Origin of the sequence: Streptomyces sp. NPDC058877 (assembly GCF_042742855.1) — a bacterium.
GTDB lineage: Bacteria > Actinomycetota > Actinomycetes > Streptomycetales > Streptomycetaceae > Streptomyces.
The window spans coordinates 1-22,197 of record NZ_JBHYMF010000115.1 but is presented as its reverse complement, the minus strand read 5'-3'; the positions used below and the strand labels follow the sequence as shown (position 1 = coordinate 22,197).

Here is a 22,197-nt window from a genome sequence, read left to right as displayed (position 1 = left end):
CCCCTGGGCGTCACCGGTGGGCCGGGGCCTCAGCCCTCCGCCTTCGCGACGCCGATCGGGCAGCTCACGCCCGTCCCGCCGATGCCGCAGTAGCCCGCCGGGTTCTTGTCCAAGTACTGCTGGTGGTACCCCTCCGCCGGGTAGAAGGGGCGGGTCCCGTCGGCCGGGAGCACCTGGGTGGTGATCTCCCCGTAGCCGGAGCCCGTCAGGACCTTCTGGTAGGCCTCCCGGGACGCCTCGGCCGTCGCCGCCTGCTCGGGGGAGTGGGTGTAGACCGCCGAGCGGTACTGGGTCCCCACGTCATTGCCCTGTCGGAAGCCCTGGGTCGGGTCGTGGGACTCCCAGAAGAGCTTCAGGAGCGCCGCGTACGACACCTTCGACGGGTCGAAGACCACGCGGACGGCCTCGGCGTGGCCGGTCAGGCCGGAGCACACCTCCTCGTACGAGGGGTTCGGAGTGTGACCGCCCTGGTAGCCGACGAGGGTCGTCCAGACGCCGTCGGTCTGCCAGAACTTGCGCTCCGCGCCCCAGAAACAGCCGAGGGCGAAGTCGGCGACCTCCAGGCCCTCCGGGTAGGGGCCGAGCAGGGGGTTGCCGAGAACGGTGTGGCGCTCGGGGACGGAGAACTCCGGCTCCGACCGGCCGGGCAGGGCCTGCTCGGGGGTGGGGAGGACGGGGGTGCGGGACAGGAACATGCTGCATCTCTCCTCGACGTTCGGCAGTCCTGTCAACGCGGGAGAGGCGGCTGCGATTCCCCGTCCGCGAGCTGCTCCGCGCAGGCGTCGCGGGCCCGGCAGAACTCCCCGGCCGGGTCCGCCTTGTAACGCCAGGGCAGCGCCCCGACGTAGCCGTCCACGAGCCGGAACTGTTTCATCGCCTCCTCCGTGCGGTCCTGCAGCCAGAGGTAGTACGCGAGCAGGTGTCGGGCCTCCGACAGGCGGGGGTGCTCCGGGGCGGCGGCGGCCACGTCCGCGAGGAGCGCGTCCACGGCGGCGAACATCTCCGGGGTGCGGTCGACGTCCGTGTCGTCCGAGTCGTCGTGCTCGAAGTGCGCGATCAGCGGGAACACCGTCATCAGACTGCCGGCCGGTGCCCCGGCCGCCGCCCGCACGGCGAAGGCCCGCGCCAGCTCCGCGGATCCCCGCCACTTGCGGCACCAGTACTGGAGCGCCGTGAAGTGGGCCTCGTAGTGGTGCGGGGCCCGGTCGGTGATCTCCCGCCAGATCCGGCGCACCTCCTCGTGGGAGAGCCCCAGGCCGAGGGCCGTCCAGATCTCGGCCACGTACGGGGAGGGGTCGTCCGCCGGGGCCAGTGCCACCGCACGGGTGTGCTCGGCCCGGGAACGCTCCAGGACCCGGCGGAACCCCTGGGCCTGTTCCGCGGTCGTGTCGGCGCCCCGCTGCGCGCCCCGTACGTTCCACGCCAGGAACACCGTCCCGCGGGCCCGCACCAGCGCGGCGCCCGGATCGTTCGGCCGGGCCTCCTCCCAGCCCCGCAGCCAGTCGTCCTCCTCGGCGGCCAGGTCGGCGAGCCGTTCGCACAGCGCCGTGCGGGCCTCCCAGTCGCGGGCCGTCGCGGTGGCGTCGAGCAGTTCTGCCGCCGGTGCCCAGTCGCCGGCGCGGGCGGCCGCGAGTGCGACGGAGAGGGCGGGCGGCAGCGGGGCGGCCAGTTCGAGGTGCTGCCGTTCGGCGGGCAGCAGCCCGAGCGCGGCGGCACGGGCCGCGTCCTCCCCGGTCTGCGGATCGACGTCCGGGTCGGTCCGCACGTCCTGGGCGAAGCCGCGCACGATCGCCACGAGGAAGACGAGGGCGACGGCCGCCACGCAGAGGGCGATCGGGGTCAGGACGATCCAGAGCAGTACGGTCATGACGTGCCTTCGACGGTGCGGGCGGTTGCGACGGGTGCTTTCCGACGGGGGCTGCGGGGGCGGCTGCGGTCGGTGCCGGGCCGGTCGGCCGGGAGGCGGCCGGGCGCCACGGCGCGGGAGGCCCCGGCGGCCTGTGGGCCGGTGGTCCATCGGGGCCGTCGGGACTTCCACCGGGAGCGGACGGACACCGTGACGGCGATCAGGGGGATGGGACGGGGCATGCGGAGCCTTCTCGGTGCGGGGGTGGTGAGGGGACCTGCCGGGGAGGGTCAGGCGGTGGCCAGCAGCTTGCGCAGCGGTTCGGTGTCCGGGCGTTCGGCGATCGCCGCGTCCAGGGCGGCCGGGAGCCGTTCCGCGCAGCCCTCGGGCAGGCGCAACCGGGCGGCGGCCGACCAGGAGATCTGCCAGCGGGCCCGGCCGTCCGCGGTGAGGACGGTGGTCACGAGGCGGGCGAGTTCGCGGCGCAGGGACGACCGGGCGAATTCGCGGGCCGCCCGGCCGGTTGCGGCGGCGGCCTGTTCGGACTTGGGCAGTCGGTCGACCAGCTCCCATACGGCGCCGGCGTCGACGGCGTCAAGAAACGTTTCGACCTGGGCGTGAAGTGCGCCGACCCGGTCCGCGGGGGCGGGGGCGCCGGCCCCGCCGTCCGGGGCGGGGGCGCCGGCCGGGTCCGCTCCCCTTGCCGATCGGGGCAGTTCCGCGACCGCGGAGCGCAGCGGCTCGGTGTCGCGCACGTACATCGCGGTCATCGACTCGTGGACCAGGTCCGGCCAGTCGAGGCGCCGCATCTGCAGCGCCTCCGGGGCCAGGGTGGCGTCCTCGACGCGGCACAGCACCGTCTCGGGGGAGGGGAACAGGGCGAAGGCCGGGTGGTCCTCCGCGGCGGTCCGGCCGTCGTCGGGCAGTGCCTCGATGGCGGCGACGCGCTCGGCGGTCGGCGGATGGGAGTCGTAGGGCGAGGCGGGTTCGGCGGGGAGTTCGTCCCGCATTCCGGTCAGTTCCCCCGCCCGTGCGTCGAGGAGGTGGCGCACGCCGCCGAAGACCTCCCCGCGCGGCGGCAGCATCCCGAACTCCACCCCGAGCGTCGCGTACGAGCTCAGGTAGAACTCGTGGGCGTTGCCGAGGGCCGGGAGCACGCGCAGCGCCGATGCGGTGGCGTCGCGCCCCGCGATCCGGGCGGCGGCCAGGTCGGCGGCGATCTCCTGGCGGCGGGAGGTGCTCTGGGTGGCGCGCATCGAGAAGCGGCCGTACGCGGTGTAGATCCGGGCCATCGTGCGGTACGTGAAGCCGACGCCGGTGGTGTCGACCTCCTTCGGCGCCTTGCCCTTGGCGATCCGCTTGGCGGACTTCCGCTCCTGCCGGGCCCGTTCCTTGGCGATCTTGAGGTCGGACTTCTCCTCGAACTGGGCGATGGTCCGGGCGACTTGGACGCGACTGCGTTCGGTGATCCCGGAGAGCCGGGTGTCGGAGTTGCCGTAGTGCCCGAGCTCATGGGCGAGTACGGCGCGCAGTTGGGCCTCGGAGAGGCCGGCGACCAGCGGCAGGCCGAGGTAGAGGCGGCGGGTGCCGCCGAGCAGGCCGAGGAAGCGGGCGTCCTCGGTGACGGCCGCGTTCATGTCGGAGGTCAGCCGGATCTCGTCGGGAGCGCGGGTGCCGACCTGCTCGGCGAGCTCCCGTACGGCGGCCCAGAGCCGGGGCTCTTCCGCCTCGGTGACGGGAAGGCCCGCGGTCCCCTCGTCGCGGGGGGTCCGCAGCAGCGCCATGCCGCGGACGACGGGCACGGCGAGGAGGAAGCTGATGACGTACGTCTTGAGCGCCCACCCGGCGGGGGCCCACCGGTAGGCCGCCCAGTCCAGGGCGCCGAGCAGGACGAGCAGGACGAGGCCGAGCAGATGGAAGCCGGCGAGCAGGACGAAGGCGCGCAGCGCGCGCAAGGTGGCGCCCATCGGGCAGGTTCCCCCCACGGGAAAGAGGATGACGGTACGAGTGGACACCGTACGGGCGGTGATCGTTCGGGTCGTGGGGGGAGCCCGGATTATGGATCATCGGGGCGAAGGATGTCCATACCGTTTCCGCAGGTGGGAACGGTTCGGCCGGGGTCAGTGCGGCAGCGTCGCCGGGCTGCCGCCGTTCGCCTCGTAGCCCGCGACCGCCAGGTTCCGGAAGACCGTGTACTCCGCTGCCGGGTCCGTGGTGAGGGTCCACGGCACCGCGCCCACGTGTCCGTCGACCCGCACCAACTGGTGCATGGCCTCCTCCCAGCGTTCCGACCGGACCAGGAACCAGACCAGGAGGTGGCGGACGTGCGCCAGCATCGGATCGTCGGGGCGGGCCGAGTGGACCGCGTACAGCGCCCCGTCCATCGCCTTGGACACCACGGCCGTGCGGAAGAAGTCCTGCACCAGCACCACGTCCGGCACGTGCTCGAACACCGCGAACAGCGGCAGTGCGGCGAGGAGCGAGCCTCGTGGGGCGCGCGCCGCGGCCGTGGTCGCGAAGTGGTCGGCCTCGGTGCGGGAGCCGTGCCACTTCTCGCACCAGTAGTGCAGGGCCGCCAAGTGCGCCCCCATGTGCTGCGGCGCGCGGTCGATCACCTTCGCCCACACCTGGTCGAACTGCTCGTGGCCGTAGCCGAGTCCGCGCGCCACGGCCAGCTGCGTGACGTACGGCACCGGGTCGCCCGGGGCCAGCAGCGCCGCTTCCTCGGTGACCTTCAGCGCCTCCTCCAGGATGATCCGGAAGTCATCGGTACCGGTGGACGAGGAACGCCACGCCTGCTGCACCAGGAACTCGGCGTGCACGGCCGCGCCGCCCGCGTCCTTCGGGGACTCCGACCGCCAGGCGCGCAGCCACGCCCCGCCGGTGCCCGGCTGCTGCTGGAGTTCGAGGGAGGCCGCCCCCGCGAAGGCCTGGACGCGCTGCCAGCGCACCTCGCCCTCCTTCGGGGTGCCCGCGAGCAGCTGCGAAGCCGCCCGCCAGTCCTGGGTCGCCTGCACCACGTCGAGCACGTCGAGGAGGTCCTGGTCCGCGCCCGGCAGCCGTACGTCCAGCGCCTCCTGGCGCACGAATCCGTAGGCCTCGGGGTCGGCCGCGTCCGGCGAGTCCGGTGCGACCTGCTGGATCGCACCGCCCCGTCGGCGCAGCACGAAGGGGCCGATGACGCCGAACAACAGGCCGAGGGCGATCAGGAACCAGAGAATCTCCATGTGTCCATTGTCCAGGACACCCGATGAGACGGACGAGGCGGCGGGGTGCGCACGGGACTACGCTCCTGACCATGAGCGACCAGCACTCCTCACAGAGCTTCGAGACCCGCGCGATCCATGCGGGCAACACCGCCGACCCGCTGACCGGCGCGGTCGTCCCGCCCATCTACCAGGTGTCCACCTACAAGCAGGACGGTGTGGGCGGGCTGCGCGGCGGATACGAGTACAGCCGCAGCGCCAACCCCACCCGTACCGCCCTGGAGGAGAACCTCGCGGCCCTGGAGGGCGGCCGTCGCGGTCTCGCCTTCGCCTCGGGCCTGGCCGCGGAGGACTGCCTGTTGCGCACGCTCCTCGTGCCGGGCGACCACGTGGTCATCCCGAACGACGCCTACGGCGGCACCTTCCGGCTCTTCGCCAAGGTGGTGCGGCGCTGGGGCGTGGACTTCTCGGTGGCGAACACCTCGGACATCGACTCCGTCCGGGCCGCCGTCAACGAGCGCACCAAGCTGATCTGGGTCGAGACCCCCTCGAACCCGCTCCTCGGCATCACCGACATCGAAGCCGTCGCCGGGGTGGCCCGTCAGGCCGGCGTGAAGCTCGTCGTCGACAACACCTTCGCCTCGCCCTACCTCCAGCAGCCGCTGGCGCTCGGCGCGGACGTCGTCGTCCACTCGCTCACCAAGTACATGGGCGGCCACTCCGACGTCGTCGGCGGCGCCCTGGTGACGGCCGACGAGGCGCTCGGCGAGGAACTCGCCTACCACCAGAACGCGATGGGCGCGGTGGCCGGTCCCTTCGACTCGTGGATCGTGCTGCGCGGCATCAAGACCCTCGCCGTCCGCATGGACCGCCACAGCGAGAACGCGGCCAAGGTCGCCGAGATGCTGACCCAGCACCCGAAGGTCACCCAGGTCCTCTACCCGGGCCTGCCGGAGCACCCGGGGCACGAGGTCGCGGCCAAGCAGATGCGTTCCTTCGGCGGCATGATCTCCTTCCGCGTGCAGGGCGGCGAGGAGGCGGCCGTCGAGGTCTGCAACCGCGCGCAGCTCTTCACCCTCGGCGAGTCGCTGGGCGGGGTCGAGTCGCTCATCGAGCACCCGGGTCGGATGACCCACGCGAGCGTCGCGGGCTCCGCCCTGGAGGTCCCGGCCGATCTGGTCCGGCTCTCGGTGGGCATCGAGAACGTCGAGGACCTGCTCGCCGACCTGCGCCAGGCCCTGGGCTAGTCGCTCCTGCGGTGCGGGCCGCTCCGGCCGTCGCGGCCGGAGCGGGCCCCGGCCGCGCGGTGGGGTGGGGCACCCGGCCCGCCACCGTGCGACCGGGCCCGGCACCGTCACCAGCTTTCGAAGGGCGGCGTCGTCTCCGCCGGGGGCACCTCCCAGGGACGGGTCGCCGACGCCCACACCACGAAGGCGAGCACGGCGACGGCGCCCAGGACCCACAGGGCCCGCCGCATCCGTCGGACCCGTTGGAGCCGGAGGGTCCCGCGGGCGGCTGCCCGGAGGGCGAGGTCGCCCGGGACCGGCGGCTGCGGGGTGTCGAGGAGCCGGCGGACCGCCGCCTCCTTGTCCTCGTGGCGGGTCATGCGGCGGCCCCGGAGTCCCGGCGGGCCGCCTCCCGCAGCGCGGCGACCGCGCGGGCGCACACGGCGCGGACCCTGGCCCCGGACAGTCCGAGGAGCGCCGCGACCTGCTCCTCGTCCACCCCCTCGTACAGCCGCAGGACGACGACGAGCCGTTCTTGCGGGGTGAGCGCGGAGAGCACTCCGCCCCGGCCCCGGTGGTACCGCCAGGCGCCGCGGGCGAAGCGGGCGGCGAGGTCGCGGCGCGCCAGGTCGTAGGGGTCGTCGTCGTGCAACCCGTCCCACACCGCGAACGTGCGCGCGAGGACGGCCGTCAACAGGGCCTGTGCGTACGGGTTCCGGCTGCGGGTCTCGGCGGTGAGGAGCGTCGCGACGTGCAGCAGCCGCCCACCCGCCCCGGCCACGAACACGTGGAACTCCCGGGCGCGGGAGGCCCGTTCGAAGCCCCGTCCGTTCCGCTGCTCTCGCACCTCCTCATCTGAGGGCAGCGCGGGTGCGGGGTCAAGAGGTCTGCGCGGACTCCGGTCCCTGATCCGCGGCGGGTTCGTTGGACGCGTGGCTCGCGTGTCCCAACTGTCGTTCGGAGAGCGCGGCGTTGAAACGGGTGAGCAGGGTGCAGAAGGACTCCCGCTCGTCCGGGGTCCAGCCCTCCGTGATCTCCGCCATCAGCTGCCGGCGCGAGGAGCGGACCTCCTCGAGGCGGGCGAGTCCGCGCGGGGACAGCTGGAGGACGACGGCCCGTCCGTCCTCCGGGTGGGAGGTCCGCTTCACCAGTCCGGTGTCGACGAGCGGGGCGACCTGGCGGGTCACGGTGGACGAGTCGATGCCCATGCCCGCCGCGAGCGCCTTCACGCCCATCGGTCCCTCCTGGTCGAGACGGTTCAGCAGGAGGTAGGCCGCGCGGTCCATGGAGTTGCGGAGCTGGCCGGTGCCGGCGAGCCGGGTCTGCTCGGCCCTGCGGGCGAAGACGGCCAACTGGTGTTGGAGCGCATCGAGGAGACCGGGATCGAGCGCAGTCGTCATGTCCTGAGAATTGGGCATGGCTGGGGGTCTCTCTCGTGCGGGGTCGGTCGGTGGGGGACAGAGTACGCGGCCCCGCCGGAGTCCGTACCGGCGCTGCGCAAACCCGTTTCGCCACTCGTCCTCCGGGCGGCCACGGGGGCCGTGGGCTGCAAGACTTGCTGTCATGAGCTTCCGTACACCAGACCCCTTGCACCGGCTGATGCTCGACGACGTGCGGGGAGCCCAGAAGATGCTGGCCGGAGTGGCCAGGATGACGGCGATGGAGGGCAGCCGCCATCTGTCCTCGCTGGTGGGAGCGCCGGTCCACCTCAAGTGCGAGAACCTCCAGCGGACCGGGTCCTTCAAGCTCCGCGGGGCGTACGTACGGATCTCGGGGCTGCGCCCCGAGGAGCGGGCGGCCGGGGTGGTCGCCGCCTCCGCCGGCAACCACGCACAGGGCGTCGCGCTCGCTTCGAAGCTGCTCGGCGTGCACGCCACCGTCTTCATGCCGGTGGGCGCCCCGCTGCCGAAGGTCGCGGCGACCCGGGACTACGGCGCCGACGTCCGGATGCACGGCCACGTCGTCGACGAGACGCTCGCGGCGGCACAGGAATACGCCCATGAGACCGGTGCGGTCTTCATCCACCCCTTCGACCACCCCGACGTCATCGCCGGACAGGGCACGGTCGGCCTGGAGATCCTGGAGCAGTGCCCCGAGGTCCGGACGGTCCTCGTCGGCATCGGCGGCGGCGGTCTCGCGGCCGGCATCGGACTGGCCGTGAAGTCGCTCCGCCCGGACGTGAAGGTGGTCGGAGTCCAGGCGGAGGGGGCGGCGGCCTATCCGCCGTCCCTGGCGGCCGGGCACCCGGTGTCCATCGGATCACCGGTGACCATGGCGGACGGCATCAAGGTCGGGCGGCCGGGCGACGTGCCGTTCGCCCTGGTCAGGGAGTACGTCGACGAGGTCCGCACGGTTTCCGAAGACCAGCTCTCCTCGGCGCTGCTGCTCTGCCTTGAGCGGGCGAAACTCCTGGTCGAGCCGGCGGGCGCCAGCCCGGTGGCTGCGATCCTCGGCGACCCGAAGGGCTTCCAGGGGCCGGTGGTGGCGGTCCTCTCCGGCGGGAACGTCGATCCGCTGCTGCTCCAGCGCATCCTGCGGCACGGCATGGCGGCCGGGGGCCGCTATCTGAGCCTGCGGCTGCGCGTGACGGACCGGCCGGGGGCGCTGGCCACCCTGCTCGCGGTCCTGACGGTGGTCGACGCGAACGTCCTGGACGTCAGCCACGTGCGGACCGATCCGCGGCTGGGCCTGACGGAGGCGGAGGTCGAGCTGCACCTGGAGACCAAGGGGCCGGAGCACTGCCGGGAGGTGGAGCAGGCGCTGCGGGACGCCGGGTACACGGTGCTGGGCTGACCCGGCCCGCACGGTTTCCGCGGCCGGCCCCGCACCCGGGGCCCTCGTGCCCCTTTTGTGCCCCGGCCACGTGCTCCGGGCCCCTCCTCCCCGGGTGCCCTCCCGCACCCGGGGCCCGCACCCGGGTTCCCCGGTTCGCCGGGCACGGTCCGGTCGGAAATCCTAGGATCGGTGGGAAACGCCCGATTCCCTTCCCGGGAGAATGCACATGCCAGGCGCGATATACGCCGAGGGGCTGGTGAAGACCTTCGGCGACGTACGAGCTCTGGACGGGGTCGACCTCGATGTGCCGGAAGGCACCGTCCTCGGGCTGCTCGGCCCGAACGGCGCGGGGAAGACGACCACCGTGCGGATCCTGACCACGCTCATCAAACCGGACAGCGGCAGGGCCGTCGTCGCGGGGATCGACGTCCTCAAGCATCCCCACGAGGTCCGCCGCTCGATCGGCCTCTCCGGCCAGTTCGCGGCCGTGGACGAGTACCTCACCGGCCGCGAGAACCTCCAGATGGTCGGACAGCTCTACCAGATGAAGGCGAGGGCCGCGAAGGAGCGGGCCGCCGAACTGCTGGAACGCTTCCACCTCGCCGATGCCGCCGACCGGACCGCCAGGACGTACTCCGGGGGCATGCGCCGCCGCCTCGACCTCGCCGCCGCCCTCGTCGTCTCCCCGCCGGTGATGTTCATGGACGAGCCGACCACCGGTCTCGACCCGCGCAACCGGCAGGAGCTCTGGGACGTCATCAGGGAGCTCGTCGCGGGCGGCACGACGCTGCTCCTCACCACCCAGTACCTGGAGGAGGCCGACCACCTCGCGCACGACATCTGCGTCGTCGACCACGGAAGGGTCATCGCCCGGGGCACCTCCGACCAGCTCAAGGACCGGACGGGCGGCGAGCGTGTCGAGGTGGTCGTCCACGAGCCCGAGATGATCCCCGGAGCCCGGGGCGTGCTCGCCCGCTACGGCGTCGCCGGCATCGGCCACGGCGAGGTCTCCGTCGAGGACCACATCCGCAAGCTCACCGTCCCCGTCACCGGTGGGGCCAAGCTGCTCGCCGAGGTGATCCGCGAGCTGGACGCCATCGGGGTCGAGATCGACGACATCGGACTGCGCCGTCCGACCCTCGACGACGTCTTCATCTCCCTGACCGGTCACGCGGCCGAGGGGGCGGAGGAGGAGGGCGGCGACGCCGCCGGCCCCGAAGGGAAGAACCGGACGGCCCGGAAGGAGGGGGCGGCATGAGCGCCGTGAGCGACTCCCTGGTCATCGCCCGCAGGAACCTGATTCGCATGAGCCGGATCCCCGAAATGGTCATCTTCGGACTGATCCAGCCGATCATGTTCGTGGTCCTCTTCACGTACGTCTTCGGCGGCTCGATGAGCATCGGCGGTTCGACGGACCCGGACGTCTACAAGAACTTCCTGATGGCCGGCATCTTCGCGCAGACCGTCACCTTCGCCACCGCCGGTGCCGGCGCGGGCATCGCCGACGACATGCACAAGGGGCTGATCGACCGCTTCCGCTCCCTGCCCGTGGCCCGGGGAGCGGTGCTCACCGGCCGCACCATGGCCGATCTCGTGCAGACCGCGCTGACCCTGCTGGTGCTGGCCGTCGTCGCGCTCCTGGTCGGCTGGCGCCCCGGTTTCGCGGAGCCCACCAACATCGGCAGGATCATGGCGGGCTTCGCCCTGCTGCTGTTCCTCGGCTACGCCTTCACCTGGATCGGCGCCCTGATCGGCCTGTCGGTCCGCACCCCGGAGGCAGCCACCTCGGGCGGGCTGATCTGGCTCTTCCCGGTGACCTTCATCTCCAACGCCTTCGTGGACTCCTCCCAGATGGCGTCCTGGCTGCAACCGATCGCCGAGTGGAACCCCTTCAGCGCCACCGTCCAGGCCTGCCGCGAGCTCTTCGGCGACCCGGGCGTCTCGCCCTCCGACGCATGGCCGATGGCCCACCCCGTCTGGGCCTCGCTCCTCTACTCGATCGCGATCATCGTGGTCTTCCGCACGCTCGCGGTCCGCAAGTACCGCCGGGCAGCCGGCTGACGGGCCGCAGGGCCAGGAGGAACGGGAGACCGGACCGCCCCGCGGGGCCTCCCGGGGGCGGGGAAGGCCTCAGGGCAGGTAGCCGGAGAGGACCAGGCCGTCAGGAAGGGAGACGAACATCGCCCCTCCGGCGGCCAGTGACTCCCCGGACGCCCGAGGCTCGAAGTCCTCCGGGAGCTTCGCCTGGAACCGTTCGTAGTCGTTCTCGGAGGCCGGTCCTGCCGCAGCGACCGAGACCGCTTCGGCTTGGGCGACCGCCAGCACCCGGTCGCCCGCGAAGTACACCTCACGCGGGGCGGCCCCGGTGAGGTTCCGGCTGATGGACCAGCGCAGTGTGCCGCTCATCAGGTCGTAGGCGCTGATGACGGGCCCGCTGGCCACTGCCACCAGCCCGTCCGCGTTCACCGCGGGTCCTGCGGTCACGGCGGTTCCGAAGGAGCGCTTCCGCTTCAGCGTGGCGGCGTCGAGCACCGTCACCGATCCGTCCGAGGGGCCCGTGCACAGCACGCTGCTGCTCTTGACGTGGACCGTGATCCGCTGGCAGTCGTCCGTCCCGCGCGCCACCTCCCCACCGGTACGGGAGTCCAGTGCCACCGGTACGACGCCGAGCGGCACCAGCACCCGCCCCGCCGCGGCGACCGGCTGTTCCGGCAACGCGTCGAGCGCCTTCCGCCACAGCTCCGCACCGTCGGAGAGGCGCACGGCGGTGACCAGACCGGTCCGTTCGTCGCGCAGGTTCACGTACGTCGAGTAGAGGACGCCGTCCCGCAGGTCGGTGCCCTTCACGGCCCAGTCACCTCCGGGCCCTGCGATCCGGCCCCGCTCCGCACCGTCCGCCACCCCGTACGAGACGATCCCGTCCGGTCCCGTCACGTACACCGCGTCACCGATCACCGCCGGATACTGGGGCCCGCTGCGCAGCCCGTCGCCCCGGCCCGCCACCTTCCACACCTCCTTGCCGTCCGCTGCGCTCAGCCCGGTGACCGCGCCACCGTTCCCCGGGCACACCAGGACCTTCGGGGAGAGCGCACAGCTCCCGACACCCTGCCCGACCCGTGCCGTCCAGGGAGACCAGCCGGCCGGCCGGTGGTCGAGGTCCGTGCCGGCGCCGCCGTAGTCACGGCCGTGGCCTTCACCGCCGTACGGCAGGACGACCTCGCTCAGGGCGGTGCCCGGTGTCGTGCCGCTCGGTGTCGTGCTGCCCGACGGCCCCGTGCCCCCGCCCGCCGCTCCCGTGCCCTGCGCATCGGTCCGGTTCAGCAGCACCACACCACCCGCCGCCAGGAGGGCGGCTGCCACCGCGCCCGCGGTGATCGCCCCCCACGGGCGCCGGCGCCGCCCCGCGGGGGCGGCCGGGGGCACCGACCGGACGCCCATCGCCGTGGGGGAGTAGGGGACGACCGGACCGAGCGTCGGTAGATCGGCCACGCCCGCGCCGGAGGCCGCCGCCCCTCCGACCTTCCTGGCCGCTTCCCCGTACGAGGCGAGCAAGGAGAGCACCCCGCCGGGCCACGGGAACGCCCCGGGGCGTACGTCCTTGCCCAGGAGCTCCGCGACCTCGCCGGCCGAGGGCCGCTCGGTCGGGTCGAGCCGCAGACAGCGTTCCACCACCGGCCGCAATTCCTCCGGGACCCCGTCGAGCTCGGCCTCGGCCCGACTGATCCGGTAGACCACGGCTGCCATCTCGTCATCGTGGAAGGGGCCCCGGCCGCTCGCCGCGAACGCGAGCACCGAGCCCAGGCAGAACACGTCCGAGGTCGGCACCACGGCCCGGCTCCCCACCAGGTGCTCCGGCGACATGAACCCCGGCGAACCCACCACCAGCCCGGTCGAGGTCAGTGCCGTCGCCTCGAAGGGCTGGGCGATCCCGAAGTCGATCAGCTTCGGCCCGGTGGCGGCGAGCAGCACGTTCGCCGGCTTGAGGTCACGGTGCAGCACCTTGGTCGCGTGGACCCCGGCCAGCGCGCCCGCGAGGGCGGTGCCGAGGGCCCGGACGGTCTCCACGGGCAGTGCCCCGGACCGCGTGACCGCCTCCGCGAGTGAGGGACCCGGCACGTACTCGGTCGCCAGCCACGGCGACGGCGCGTCGGCGTCCGCGTCCACGAGTCGTGCGACTCCCGGCCCGTCCACGGCACGGGCGGCCACGATCTCCCGCCGGAACCGCGTCCGGAAGTCCGCGTCGACCTCCAGTTCCTCCCGCACGGTCTTCACCGCGACCATCCGGTGGGGATCGGCAGTCGGCGCGTCCGCCCGACAGGCCAGGTGCACCTCTCCCATGCCGCCGGCACCGATCCGGGCGAGCAGCCGGTAGGGGCCGAGGAGCCGCGGGGGCAGCTCCGGCGGCAGCGCTTCCAGCACGGACTACTCCTTCCCGTCGGGCAGCGCGACGGAGACGACGGTCCCGGTGTCGTACACGACGTGGACGACACCGCCGAGCGGGAGGACCACCGGCGGACGGATCGCCCGGTCCAGAGAGGTGTTGTTCGTACCGTCCCCGGGGCCTTCGGCACGGGGGCCCGGCGCGCCCGGCACCAGTACGACGTGCTCCGTGCCGGGCGTGCCGTCCTCGCCGAGCGGCACCGTCCGCAGGGACGAGAAGTCCGCGTACAGCAGGGCGTCGCCCGCGACCAGCGGGTCGGAGACGAGCTGCCGCCTGCCGTCCGCGAAGGTGAGTGGGGGCGTCGGGTAGTGGCCGCGGGGCGTGCCGGTGGCCGGGTCGAGGACGTACACCCCGCCGGGTTGGGGCGTGTTGCCCCAGTCGGCCCGAACCGTCGGGCCGCCGTCGAAGACGATCGCGGCACGGGCGGTCACGGCGGTCGGCCAGGCACCCGTGTCCGCGACGTCGAGGGGCGTCGCCAGCGTGCCGTCCCCCACCGGGGCGAGCGTCGTGGCGTCCAGACGGTGCAGCACGAGGGGGGCCACGTTCGTCGCGTCGAGCGGCGCACAGTACGCGTACCGCCCCTGCACCTGGAGGACGTCACAGCCCTTGGCCTCCGGCGGCACCTGGCCGCGCTGGTCGCCGGTCGCCGCGTCGAACGCGACGAAACCGCCGTCGCTCAGCGCGTACACGAGGCCGCCCGCATAGGCCACCGGTTCGAAGTCCCGGAAGTCCCCACGGGCGAGTTCGGCGTTGGTGAGGGCCTTGGACCACAGCTCGCGACCGTCCGTCAGGGCGAAGGCGGTGATCCGGCTGCCGTCCTCGCCGCCGGTCGGGACGAAGACCGTGCCGTCGCCCACGACGGGCTTCGTACCCATTCCGGCCCGGGCGGTGTGCTCCTTCTCCCAGCGCACCGTGCCGCTGCGGGCGTCCCGGACCTGGAGGCGTCCGCCGGAGAGCAGCACGACGGAGCCGTCGTGGGCGGCGGGCACGGTGGTGCTGCCCGCGATGAACAGCCCGCCGGTGGGCCCGATGAAGCTCGTGTCGTCGCGGGGGTCCGCCACCAGGTCGGCGGACCACAGCGGCTTTCCGCTCGCCGGATCCAGCGCCTCGTACCGCCCGTCCGTCGTCCGGCACACCAGCACCTCCTCACTGGCCGAGCAGCCCAGCGCGGGCGCGCCCAGCTCCGCCCGCCAGGGCTTCCAGCCGGCCGGGCGCTGGGCCGCGTTCTGCGCGACGACCCCGGAGCCGTCGGCAGGGCCGCGGCCGTCCACGCCCGGGACCCGCGCCCCGGCGGGCGGGACGGCCCGTGGGGGTGCCTGGGGCGGCTGCGGATCGGGCCACAGCAGGTACGTGCCGAGGCCGCCGGCCACGGCGGCGAGCGCGAGGACGGCGGCGAGCAGCCGCCCCCGTCGGTTTCCAGGTGCCCCCGCGGTGGGCCCGGTGGTCGGCTGCACGGGCGCGAGCGTCGGTACGGAGTGCAGGTCGGGGACGGTCGGGGCGGCGGGGCCGGGCGCCGGCACCGCCTCCAGGAGCGGTCCGCCCGAGGCGACGAGTTGGGCGAGCTCCCTGCCGTACTCGCCGATGTGGTCCCGCACGCCCTCCGGCCAGGGGAAGGTCCTGCCGGTTCCGGCACCGAGCACGTCGACGAGCTCCCCGGGCGCGGGCCGGTCCTCGGGGTTCGCGGACAGACAGGCGGCGACGGTCCCGAGCAGTTCTTCCGGGACGCGGCTCAGATCGGCCTCGGCCTGGGAGACGCGGTACAGGACGGCCGCCAGGGGACCTTCTCCGAAGGGGTCCTCACCGGTCGCCGCGTAGCAGAGCAGCGAGCCGAGGCAGAAGACGTCGGAGGCGGCCGTCACCCGGCGGGCGCCCGCCACGTGCTCGGGCGACATGAAGGAGGGCGTGCCGACCATCAGCCCGGTCGCGGTCATGGTGGTCGCGGTGTTGCTGCGGGCGATGCCGAAGTCGATGAGGCGGGGGCCGTCGACGGAAAGCATGACGTTGCCCGGCTTGAGGTCCCGGTGCAGGACCCCGGCGCCGTGCAGGTCCGCGAGGGCCCGGGCCACGTCCGCGCCGAGCGCCCGCACGGTGGCGACCGGGAGCGCGCCGCCGCGTCGCACGGCCTGCGAGAGGCTGGGCCCGGGAACGTACGCGGTGGCCAACCAGGGCACTTCGGCATCGGCGTCGCCGCCGACCGGCGCGGCGGCGTACGGGCTGTCGACCAGTGCGGCGACTTTGATCTCCCTGCGGAAGCGGTCCCGGAACGCCGGGTCGCCGACGACGTCACGCCGCACGGTCTTGACGGCGACGAAGCTGCTGCTCGGGGCGCCGGCCCCGGCTCCGCCCTCCGCGGCGTCCCCGGGGGCACCCCGCGCGCCGTCCTCGACCGCGGGGCCGTTCCCCGCACCGCGGGCGAGGAACACCTCTCCCATGCCGCCGGCGCCGAGCCGCGCGAGCACCTCGTACGGTCCTATGTGGCGCGGCGCGCCCACGCCCAGCGGTCCCAGCACCTCGTCCCCCCATGCCCCCGTGACGCCCCGGTGACAGGACGTCAGTGCCGCATCATGCCACGCACGCGCAGCACGAAGGGCCGGACCCCACGGGGTCCGGCCCTCCGGTCGAGGAACCGCGGCTCAGCCGGTGTAGGGCTTCGCGCTGAGGATCTTCACCATGGCCTTCTTGCCGTTCGGCAGCTCGTACTCGGCGTCGTCGCCGGCCTTCTTGCCGTTGACGCCGGCGCCGAGCGGCGACTGCGGCGAGTAGGTCTCGATGTCACCGCTCGCGTATTCGCGGGAAGCGAGCAGGAAGGTCATCGTGTCGTCCTCGTCGCCGTCGAAGGCGATCGTGACGACCATGCCGGGCTCGACGACGCCGTCGTCCGCCGGAGCCTCGCCGACCTTGGCGTGCTGGAGGAGCTGGGTGAGCTGGCGGACCCGGAGCTCCTGCTTGCCCTGCTCCTCCTTGGCCGCGTGGTACCCGCCGTTCTCGCGCAGGTCGCCCTCCTCGCGCGCTGCGGCGATCTTGGCGGCGATTTCGGTACGCGCGGGACCAGACAGGTACTCAAGCTCGTCCTTGAGCTTGTTGTACGCCTCCTGGGTGAGCCAGGTGACGTTGTCGCTGGTCTGGGTCACAGGTGCTCCTCGTAGGTACTGGGAATACAAAGCATCGCCCTCCACGGGAAAGCAGCGCTGTCCCGGGCGGGCGAAACCACGAGCCTAACAATGAGTGGCGAAAAGCGGGAGGACATAAAACACCGGGATGGCGTCACCCCAGGTCACCGTGGTCGCCCCTCGGGACTCGCCGAACGGTCCCTACCCACCGCTACTGCGCCGTACACCCCAGGAGCTCCGCGCTCGTCGCGCGGGCGGTCGTCCGGAGCGAGAAGACGCGGTCGATCCGCGTGGCGGGGTCGTCGACCCGGACGTCCTTGCGGGCCACCTCGGCCCCGTCCTCGGAGCGCGAGCGCAGCGTGCAGACGCCCGAGACGCCCTCGTCCTTGCGGATCTCCAGGTGCACCTGGACCTCGGTGGGGCTCACCACGTCGAACTTGATCAACTCTGCGCTGATCTTGTTGTCGACGACGTAGTGCCAGCCGAACCAGCCCATCAGGCCGAGGAAGAGGACCCCGAGCACCGCGCCGGTGACCTTGAGCCCGCGGTCCGCCCGCTCGTCCGCGGAGCGCCCGTAGCGCCCCTCGGGCAGCTGCTCTCGCGCCGCGCTCATGACAGATCCTCCCGAAGTCGGGGTGGCGGAATTTTCACTCCCCCGATTCCGTCACTATAGAGACCACCCTCCGCGTCGAATCACTGAGGATCGAGTCTTGACTGAGCAGCTGCGACTGATGGCCGTTCACGCCCACCCCGACGACGAGTCGAGCAAGGGTGCGGCGACCATGGCCAAGTACGTGTCCGAGGGGGTGGACGTCATGGTGGTCACGTGCACGGGCGGTGAGCGCGGCTCGGTCCTGAACCCCAAGCTCCAGGGCGACCCCTACATCGAGGCGAACATCCACGAGGTGCGCCGCAAGGAGATGGACGAGGCCCGCGAGATCCTCGGCGTCTCCCAGGAATGGCTCGGTTTCGTCGACTCGGGCCTGCCCGAGGGCGACCCGCTGCCCCCGCTGCCCGAGGGCTGCTTCGCCCTGGAGGACGTGGACCGTGCGGCCGGCGAGCTGGTCCGCAAGATCCGCTCCTTCCGTCCCCAGGTCGTCACGACCTACGACGAGAACGGCGGATACCCGCACCCCGACCACATCATGACCCACAAGATCTCGATGGTGGCCTTCGACGGCGCGGCCGATGCGGAGGCGTACCCGGAGGACGAGTTCGGCCCGGTCTGGCAGCCCCTGAAGCTCTACTACAACCAGGGCTTCAACCGCCCCCGCACCGTCGCCCTGCACGAGGCGCTCCTCGCCCGCGGCCTGGAGTCGCCGTACGGGGAGTGGCTGGAGCGCTGGAAGGAGTTCGCGCGCAAGGAGCGGACGCTGACCACCTTCGTGCCGTGCGCCGACTTCTTCGAGATCCGCGACAAGGCGCTGATCGCGCACGCCACCCAGATCGACCCCGACGGCGGCTGGTTCCGGGTCCCGATGGAGATCCAGAGGGAGGTCTGGCCGACCGAGGAGTACGAGCTCAGCAAGGCGCTGGTCCCGACCTCCCTCCCCGAGGAAGATCTCTTCGCGGGCATCCGCGACAATGCCTGACATGAGCGCACACCTGGCACTGGCCGAGCTGGTCCCCTTCGCCGCCGAAGAGCTGGACAAGAACAAGGTGACCCCCGGCGTCCTCGGCTTCGTCGTCTTCGCGGTCCTCGCCCTCGCGGTCTGGATGCTGATGAAGTCGATGAACAACCGGATGAACAAGATCTCCTTCGAGGAGGCCCCGGACCCGAAGGCAGCCCAGGACGCCGAGGCGACCACCCCCCGGAAGTAGCCCCGACGGCCCGACCCCCGCACGGGGCCGGGCCGCCCGGCCGGGTCAGCCGGTCGGCGGCACTCCCAGGACCTCGCGGGCCGCACGGGACGGGACCAGACCCAGGTCCCAGGACTGCCAGGGCGTCCCCGGCGCGACGCCCCGCTCCAGGAGCAGGCGGTAGGTCTCGGCGCAGTCGTCGATCCGGGGATCGCGGGCCGGGTGCCGGTCCGCGACCAGGGCCGCCAGTTCCTCCCGGGCCGTCGCGGCGCCGGGCTCCGGAGCGGCGAGGGCCGCGTGCGGGAGCAGTCCGCAGCGCAGCAGCCGGGCCCAGTCCGCACCCCGCCGGTCGCCGTACCCGGCGAACAGCGCACGTGCCTCCTCGCACAGGGCGAGTGCCTGCGGCACCCTCCCGTTCCCCGCCTCGACGACCGCCAGCTCCAGACAGGCCCAGGCCTCCCCGTGGGCCACCCCGATCCGGCGGAAGTCCGCCCGGGCGTCCACCAGCAACTGTCGGGCGAACCCCGAATTGCGGAGGTTGCCCGCCCGGGCCGCCTGCTGGTCCCGACTGACCCGGCCCAAGTGGTGCCGGGCGCACGCGAGGCCGTACAGGTCCCTCATCCGGGAGAACATCGCCCGCGCCCGCCCCAGCTCGCGCACCGCCTCGTCCCGGTCCCCCCGCTCCTCCAGGGCCTGCCCCAGGTAGTACCGCGTCCACGCCTCCCCGCGGGCGTCCTCCTGCTCGCGGTGCCGCGCGAGCGCCCCGCGCAGCTCCGCCACGGCCGGCTCCGCCTCCCCCGCGGCGAGCCGGGCCCGCGCCAACTGGGTCCGCGCCCACGCCTCGCCGCGCCCGTCGTGGACCCGGCCGTAGGTCTCCAGGGCCCGACGCAGCTCGCCCTCCGCACCCGGCACCTCGCCCCGGAGCAGCCGCACCTGCCCCAGCTGGAAGTGCGCCCACGCCTCGCCGTGCAGCGACTCGTGTTCCCGGTGCAGCGCGAGCGACCGGTCCAGCAGGACCGTCGCCTCGGCCAGGTCGCCCCGGTCGCGCTCCACCGCGGCGAGCGCGTGCAGGGTCCAACCCCGGTCGGCGCCCAGGGACTGCGGCGCCTGGAGCGCGAGCGCCTCCCGCAGCCGTTCCCCCGCCTCGGCCAGCCGCCCCTGATGGTGCAGGGTGATCCCCAGGGAGCAGAGCGCGAGCCCGGCCTCCGCGTCCTGATGGGCCTCCTGGTACAGGGAGACGACCGAGGACAGCGTGCTGCGGGCCTTGTCGAGCTCGCCGAGCTGCCGGGCCGCGATGCCGGTCCGCCACTGCACGGAGCGGGTGAGCAGCCCCTGCCCGACGGACTCGGCGAGTTCGTTGATCTCGCCGAGCCGGTAGAGGTCGCCGCGCAGCAGGCAGTAGTCGCAGAGCGCGCCGAGCAGGTCGAGGACGGTCCGCTGGTCCACGCCCTCCGCCTGCCGGAGGGCCGCCGTGATGAAGCTGGACTCCTCGTCGAGCCAGCCGAGCGCCGCTTCCAGGGAGCCGAAGCCGTGTCCGTCGAACCGGTCGGCGCGCGTCGACATCTTGCCGTCGACCATGCGGATCACCGCGTCGGCGAGCTCCGCGTGGTTCCGCACGAGCCGCTCCTGCGCCGACGCGATCTCCGTCGCGTCCTCCTCGTCCAGGAGCCGGGCGGCGGCGAAGCCGCGCACCACGTCGTGCAGCCGGTAGCGCTCCCCGCGCACGTGGTCGAGCAGCCCGGCGCCGGAGAGGTCCCGCAGCAGGCGGGCCGCCTCCGGGCCGGTCCTGTCGAGCAGCGCGGCGGCAGCCGCCGCGCCGAGGGAGGCCCGCCCGGCGAGCGCGAGCCGCCGGAGCAACCGTCGGGCCTCCTCGTCGAGGTCGAGGAAGTACGCGACGGAGAGGGTGCGTTCGACGGGGTCGCTGCCCCGCTCGGGGCGGGCCAACAGATCCGCCAGGTCGGCCACGGGGCGCCGACCGAGCAGCGGGCCCGCGACGCGCAGCGCCAGCGGAAGACCACCGCACAGTTCCCGGATCCGGTCGAGCACCTCGGCGTCGTACGGCCCGGGGTCCGGCGCACCGGCCGTCGTGCGCAGCAACTCCTCGGCACCCGCGGCGTCGAGCGCGTCCACCGGCAGGGCGTGCACCTCGGCCGGCGCATCGGCACCGAGGTCCAGGGGCTCCCGACAGGTCACCAGGACGAGGCCGTCGGAGCGCTCCGGCAGCAGGGCCCGCACCTGTGCCGGGTCCACGGCATCGTCCAGGATCACCACGACCGGCACCCCGGACAGCTGCCGCTGGTACAACTCCGAGAGCCGACGCACCTGTTGGTCGACCGTGGCGCCCTCCCGGAACAGCAGTTGCTCACGCGGGGCGCCGAGCCGGTTCAGCAGGTGCAGCAGTGCCTCCCGGGTCGCCACGGGCCGCTCGCCGGTCGCCGCGCCCCGCAGGTCCACCAGGCAGGCCCCGCGGAACTGGTCGCGCAGGGCGTGCGCGGCCCGTACGGCGAGCGCGGTGCGACCCGAACCGGGTGCACCGTGCAACAGGACGACGGTCGGTCGGGTGGCGGTCGAGGCCCGCCCTGCCCGCACCCAGCGGGCGATCCGGTTCAGCTCTTCGCGTCGTCCGGCGAACGCACCTCCGGAGTCCGGAAGGTGGTCGAAGGAACGCTCCAGGACGGTGCGGGTCCTGGCCGCCGCGCTCCGGTCGGCACCTCGCAGCGCCCTCACGGACCCGAGCACGGACCGCCTTCCACCGGCCCGTTCCGCTCCCGCCGCCCCGTCGGGGTCCTCCGGAGCCTCCCGCTCCAGGAACGGCCGTACGCCCCGGACCTCCAGGGCCGTCAGCCACTCCAGACGCAACTCTTCGACGCCTCCGGACCGCCCCGATCCGCCCGCCCCGCGCCCCGCTGCGGACCGTCGTCCCGCCGTTGCCCGCAGGGCCGTCGCCGCCGCTCCGGCCGCGGCGACCACGACGCCCGCGCCCAGGGCCGTGCCGGCCGCCGTGCCGAACGCCAGGTCCGCACCGAAGGCGGAGACCGCGGCAACGCCCGTGACCAGGGCGGCGCCCCCGGTCACCGGGCCGTCGAAGAGACCTGCCGGACCGGGTCGTCCCGCCTCCTCCGCCTCCGCCAGGGCCTTCAGGAAGGCCGCGTACTCGGCCCCGGCCTCCGTCGCCATCGCGTCGAGCCGTGGCCGTGCCCGTGCGAGCAACTCCTCCCCGCCGTCCCGGTCGCCGCCCCGCGCCCTGACCTCCTCCGCGACGACCCGTTCCAACAGCCGCTCGGCTTCGGCCCGGTGACTCTCCCGCATCTGCGTTCCCCCTCCGCACGTGCCCGATGGGTCGGGCCCAGTGTCCTGCCTCGTGCGGATCGACGCGAGGGAGCGGGGGGAAACGGGAGGCGCCCGTGGCGGACTGCCGCCGACCGGGGAGCCGCCGGCCCTCCGACCGGTCGCGGTCCACGAGCACCGAGACCAGCTGCTCGTCGCTCGCCGCCATGGCCGCTGACGGCTCGCCACCCGCCATCTGCACGATGGCGGCGTCGCTCGTCTGGCGCTCCACGGTCGTCGGATCCGCCGCTCATCGAGCGCTCCGCCGCCCCGCAGCGGCCCGTGCTCCACCGGGCGGGGTGCAGGGCAGCGGTCCGTGGTCCACGTCGGTGCTGTCGGCACGCGGCGGAACCGGCCATTCGGGGCCTGGCCAGAACGGGGCCTGGCCAGAACGGGGCCTGGCCAGAACGGGGCCTGGCCAGAACGGGGCGGGGCCGGCCCCGGCGCCCCCCCGCCCGCCCCCCCC

Annotated in this window: 18 protein-coding genes; 6 read left to right on the top strand and 12 right to left on the bottom strand. The window is 73.5% G+C overall.

What is annotated here, in order from left to right; all coding sequences use genetic code 11:
- Nucleotides 1–29 precede the first annotated feature (29 nt).
- From msrA to ACFW2Y_RS24010, 4 genes are all read right to left on the bottom strand, one after another.
- Nucleotides 30–695, bottom strand: coding sequence for a peptide-methionine (S)-S-oxide reductase MsrA (gene msrA, locus ACFW2Y_RS24025; RefSeq protein WP_384882836.1), 666 nt, complete (start codon nt 693–695; stop codon nt 30–32).
- A 32-nt stretch (nt 696–727) separates the two neighbouring features.
- Entirely contained in the window at nt 728–1,867 is a 1,140-nt protein-coding gene (locus tag ACFW2Y_RS24020; RefSeq protein ID WP_384882833.1) for a hypothetical protein, read from the bottom strand.
- A gap of 269 nt (nt 1,868–2,136) precedes the next feature.
- Nucleotides 2,137–3,813, bottom strand: a complete 1,677-nt coding sequence (locus tag ACFW2Y_RS24015; RefSeq protein WP_384882830.1) for a M48 family metallopeptidase — start codon at nt 3,811–3,813, stop codon at nt 2,137–2,139.
- A gap of 153 nt (nt 3,814–3,966) precedes the next feature.
- Complete coding sequence (locus ACFW2Y_RS24010; protein ID WP_384882827.1) at nt 3,967–5,073, bottom strand: hypothetical protein; 1,107 nt, start codon at nt 5,071–5,073, stop codon at nt 3,967–3,969.
- Between the two features lie 71 nt (nt 5,074–5,144).
- Between ACFW2Y_RS24010 and ACFW2Y_RS24005 the strand changes: the two genes are divergently transcribed.
- The gene (locus ACFW2Y_RS24005; RefSeq protein ID WP_384882825.1) at nt 5,145–6,299 is read left to right on the top strand and encodes a cystathionine gamma-synthase; all 1,155 of its coding nucleotides are present in this window, start codon (nt 5,145–5,147) and stop codon (nt 6,297–6,299) included.
- Between the two features lie 107 nt (nt 6,300–6,406).
- Here ACFW2Y_RS24005 and ACFW2Y_RS24000 read toward each other — a convergent pair whose 3' ends face one another.
- From ACFW2Y_RS24000 to ACFW2Y_RS23990, 3 genes are read right to left on the bottom strand one after another with little or no spacing between them, the layout of a single operon-like run.
- The gene (locus ACFW2Y_RS24000) at nt 6,407–6,658 is read right to left on the bottom strand and encodes a hypothetical protein (protein WP_384882823.1); all 252 of its coding nucleotides are present in this window, start codon (nt 6,656–6,658) and stop codon (nt 6,407–6,409) included.
- Nucleotides 6,655–7,125: a sigma factor-like helix-turn-helix DNA-binding protein gene (locus tag ACFW2Y_RS23995; RefSeq protein WP_384882820.1), complete on the bottom strand. Its 471-nt coding sequence runs from the start codon at nt 7,123–7,125 to the stop codon at nt 6,655–6,657. The genes ACFW2Y_RS24000 and ACFW2Y_RS23995 overlap by 4 nt, the downstream gene beginning before the upstream one ends.
- A 31-nt stretch (nt 7,126–7,156) precedes the next feature.
- Nucleotides 7,157–7,696 (bottom strand): MarR family winged helix-turn-helix transcriptional regulator, encoded by a 540-nt coding sequence (locus ACFW2Y_RS23990; protein ID WP_384882818.1) that lies wholly within the window; start codon nt 7,694–7,696, stop codon nt 7,157–7,159.
- A 145-nt stretch (nt 7,697–7,841) separates the two neighbouring features.
- Between ACFW2Y_RS23990 and ilvA the strand changes: the two genes are divergently transcribed.
- The 3 genes from ilvA to ACFW2Y_RS23975 all read left to right on the top strand — a co-directional run bounded on the left by ilvA (nt 7,842) and on the right by ACFW2Y_RS23975 (nt 11,114).
- The gene (gene ilvA / locus ACFW2Y_RS23985) at nt 7,842–9,071 is read left to right on the top strand and encodes a threonine ammonia-lyase (RefSeq protein WP_384882816.1); all 1,230 of its coding nucleotides are present in this window, start codon (nt 7,842–7,844) and stop codon (nt 9,069–9,071) included.
- A gap of 208 nt (nt 9,072–9,279) precedes the next feature.
- Entirely contained in the window at nt 9,280–10,311 is a 1,032-nt protein-coding gene (locus tag ACFW2Y_RS23980) for an ATP-binding cassette domain-containing protein (protein ID WP_384882813.1), read from the top strand.
- A complete protein-coding gene (locus ACFW2Y_RS23975; RefSeq protein ID WP_384882810.1) occupies nt 10,308–11,114 on the top strand; it encodes an ABC transporter permease in 807 nt (268 codons plus the stop codon). Before ACFW2Y_RS23980 ends, ACFW2Y_RS23975 begins: the two co-directional genes overlap by 4 nt.
- 69 nt (nt 11,115–11,183) lie before the next feature.
- Here ACFW2Y_RS23975 and ACFW2Y_RS23970 read toward each other — a convergent pair whose 3' ends face one another.
- The 4 genes from ACFW2Y_RS23970 to ACFW2Y_RS23955 all read right to left on the bottom strand — a co-directional run bounded on the left by ACFW2Y_RS23970 (nt 11,184) and on the right by ACFW2Y_RS23955 (nt 17,217).
- A complete protein-coding gene (locus ACFW2Y_RS23970) occupies nt 11,184–13,472 on the bottom strand; it encodes a protein kinase (RefSeq protein ID WP_384882807.1) in 2,289 nt (762 codons plus the stop codon).
- 3 nt (nt 13,473–13,475) lie between these two features.
- A complete protein-coding gene (locus ACFW2Y_RS23965; protein ID WP_384882804.1) occupies nt 13,476–16,004 on the bottom strand; it encodes a PQQ-binding-like beta-propeller repeat protein in 2,529 nt (842 codons plus the stop codon).
- A 123-nt stretch (nt 16,005–16,127) separates the two neighbouring features.
- Entirely contained in the window at nt 16,128–16,625 is a 498-nt protein-coding gene (gene greA, locus ACFW2Y_RS23960) for a transcription elongation factor GreA (protein WP_384882802.1), read from the bottom strand.
- A 190-nt stretch (nt 16,626–16,815) separates the two neighbouring features.
- The gene (locus ACFW2Y_RS23955; protein WP_384882800.1) at nt 16,816–17,217 is read right to left on the bottom strand and encodes a DUF4307 domain-containing protein; all 402 of its coding nucleotides are present in this window, start codon (nt 17,215–17,217) and stop codon (nt 16,816–16,818) included.
- A 97-nt stretch (nt 17,218–17,314) separates the two neighbouring features.
- Between ACFW2Y_RS23955 and mca the strand changes: the two genes are divergently transcribed.
- On the top strand, nt 17,315–18,196 hold the full coding sequence (mca, locus tag ACFW2Y_RS23950; protein WP_384882797.1) for a mycothiol conjugate amidase Mca: 882 nt from the start codon (nt 17,315–17,317) through the stop codon (nt 18,194–18,196).
- Complete coding sequence (locus ACFW2Y_RS23945; protein WP_384882794.1) at nt 18,189–18,425, top strand: hypothetical protein; 237 nt, start codon at nt 18,189–18,191, stop codon at nt 18,423–18,425. Before mca ends, ACFW2Y_RS23945 begins: the two co-directional genes overlap by 8 nt.
- A 45-nt stretch (nt 18,426–18,470) precedes the next feature.
- Here the strand turns inward: ACFW2Y_RS23945 and ACFW2Y_RS23940 are convergent, their stop codons facing one another.
- On the bottom strand, nt 18,471–21,713 hold the full coding sequence (locus ACFW2Y_RS23940) for a tetratricopeptide repeat protein (RefSeq protein WP_384882792.1): 3,243 nt from the start codon (nt 21,711–21,713) through the stop codon (nt 18,471–18,473).
- Between the last annotated feature and the right edge of the window lie 484 nt (nt 21,714–22,197).

Excerpts from the sequence above, each read along its gene's own strand:
- msrA (WP_384882836.1), bottom strand. The coding sequence starts at position 695 with ATGTTCCTGTCCCGCACCCCCGTCCTCCCCACCCCCGAGCAGGCCCTG.
- ACFW2Y_RS24020 (WP_384882833.1), bottom strand. The coding sequence starts at position 1,867 with ATGACCGTACTGCTCTGGATCGTCCTGACCCCGATCGCCCTCTGCGTG.
- ACFW2Y_RS24015 (WP_384882830.1), bottom strand. The coding sequence starts at position 3,813 with ATGGGCGCCACCTTGCGCGCGCTGCGCGCCTTCGTCCTGCTCGCCGGC.
- ACFW2Y_RS24010 (WP_384882827.1), bottom strand. The coding sequence starts at position 5,073 with ATGGAGATTCTCTGGTTCCTGATCGCCCTCGGCCTGTTGTTCGGCGTC.
- ACFW2Y_RS24005 (WP_384882825.1), top strand. The coding sequence starts at position 5,145 with ATGAGCGACCAGCACTCCTCACAGAGCTTCGAGACCCGCGCGATCCAT.
- ACFW2Y_RS24000 (WP_384882823.1), bottom strand. The coding sequence starts at position 6,658 with ATGACCCGCCACGAGGACAAGGAGGCGGCGGTCCGCCGGCTCCTCGAC.
- ACFW2Y_RS23990 (WP_384882818.1), bottom strand. The coding sequence starts at position 7,696 with ATGCCCAATTCTCAGGACATGACGACTGCGCTCGATCCCGGTCTCCTC.
- ilvA (WP_384882816.1), top strand. The coding sequence starts at position 7,842 with ATGAGCTTCCGTACACCAGACCCCTTGCACCGGCTGATGCTCGACGAC.
- ACFW2Y_RS23980 (WP_384882813.1), top strand. The coding sequence starts at position 9,280 with ATGCCAGGCGCGATATACGCCGAGGGGCTGGTGAAGACCTTCGGCGAC.
- ACFW2Y_RS23975 (WP_384882810.1), top strand. The coding sequence starts at position 10,308 with ATGAGCGCCGTGAGCGACTCCCTGGTCATCGCCCGCAGGAACCTGATT.
- ACFW2Y_RS23955 (WP_384882800.1), bottom strand. The coding sequence starts at position 17,217 with ATGAGCGCGGCGCGAGAGCAGCTGCCCGAGGGGCGCTACGGGCGCTCC.
- ACFW2Y_RS23945 (WP_384882794.1), top strand. The coding sequence starts at position 18,189 with ATGCCTGACATGAGCGCACACCTGGCACTGGCCGAGCTGGTCCCCTTC.
- ACFW2Y_RS23940 (WP_384882792.1), bottom strand. The coding sequence starts at position 21,713 with ATGCGGGAGAGTCACCGGGCCGAAGCCGAGCGGCTGTTGGAACGGGTC.